The sequence below is a fragment of the Chryseobacterium sp. C39-AII1 genome (assembly GCF_039672645.1).
Lineage (GTDB): Bacteria > Bacteroidota > Bacteroidia > Flavobacteriales > Weeksellaceae > Chryseobacterium.
This window is the reverse complement of sequence record NZ_JBDFPQ010000044.1, coordinates 1-977: the sequence shown is the minus strand read 5'-3', so window position 1 is coordinate 977 and position 977 is coordinate 1. Positions and strand designations below refer to the sequence as shown.

Here is a 977-nt window from a genome sequence, read left to right as displayed (position 1 = left end):
CGATTTTATTCCCCTGCTGCTGTTTTCTTCCAAATCCGGATAGAACGTTGTTTGGTCATCACTTTTACCATGGTGGATCAGAAGAAAACCTCTTAATAAAAAGAATTTTATATGTCAAAAATATCAAAAAAAGTGATTGGAGTAGATGTTGGCGCCCAATTTTTAACGGTAAGTTTTAATGATTTAGAAGACCGGGATCAGGTTTTGAATATTGCAAATACTCAGCGCTCGATTTTATCCTTTCTCAAAAAAATTTCACCAGAAGATTACTGTCTGGTTATAGAAGCCACGGGCAATTATAGTAGCCGAATCCTGCATCTTTCTTTATCTCAGGGTTTTAATTCCAGTTTAATCAATTGCATGTCTGTAAAGCATTTTGCAAGAATGAAGAATATCATCAGTAAAACCGATGCAGAAGATGCTAAATTGATTCGTCTTTATGGAGAAATGTTTGATCCTGAAATATATATTGCAAAAAGTGTTGAAATTGAATATCTGGATCAGGAACTTAAATTGTTGAATGATTTGGAGGAAGAAAAACGCCGTTATGCTGTAAAACTAAAATCTCTTCGCTACCATGCTCACCTCAATGCAGATACTGAAAAACATTATGAAAGAAGGCTAAAACACTTGGATAAAGAGATTCTGGAAGTAGAAAAACGCCTTCCCGCTCTTCAGGATTCGGAATTTAAAGAAACCAAAAGCCTATTACAATCAGTTTCCGGGATCGGAGAAAAAACCTCATTACAATTAATGACAGCTACTTCAGGCTTTAAAAACTTTAAATCAGCCAAATCTTTATCAAAATATTTTGGTTTAGCCCCAAGGATTTATCAATCGGGCAAGAAATCGTATTCACCTGGAAAATGCAGAACTTCCAAGACCCATATCCGAGGCTTATTATATGTCTGTTCATGGACGGCAATTAAGCACAATGCCCATTGTAAGGTATTTTATGAAAGACTTTTGGCAGATGG

The 977-nt window shown here is 35.7% G+C and carries 1 protein-coding gene; it reads left to right on the top strand.

Going from position 1 to position 977, the window contains the following annotated elements; genetic code table 11:
- Positions 1-111: 111 nt before the first annotated feature.
- Positions 112-977: transposase (locus ABEG63_RS21515; RefSeq protein WP_346587488.1), on the top strand; the 866-nt coding region annotated here is incomplete at its 3' end.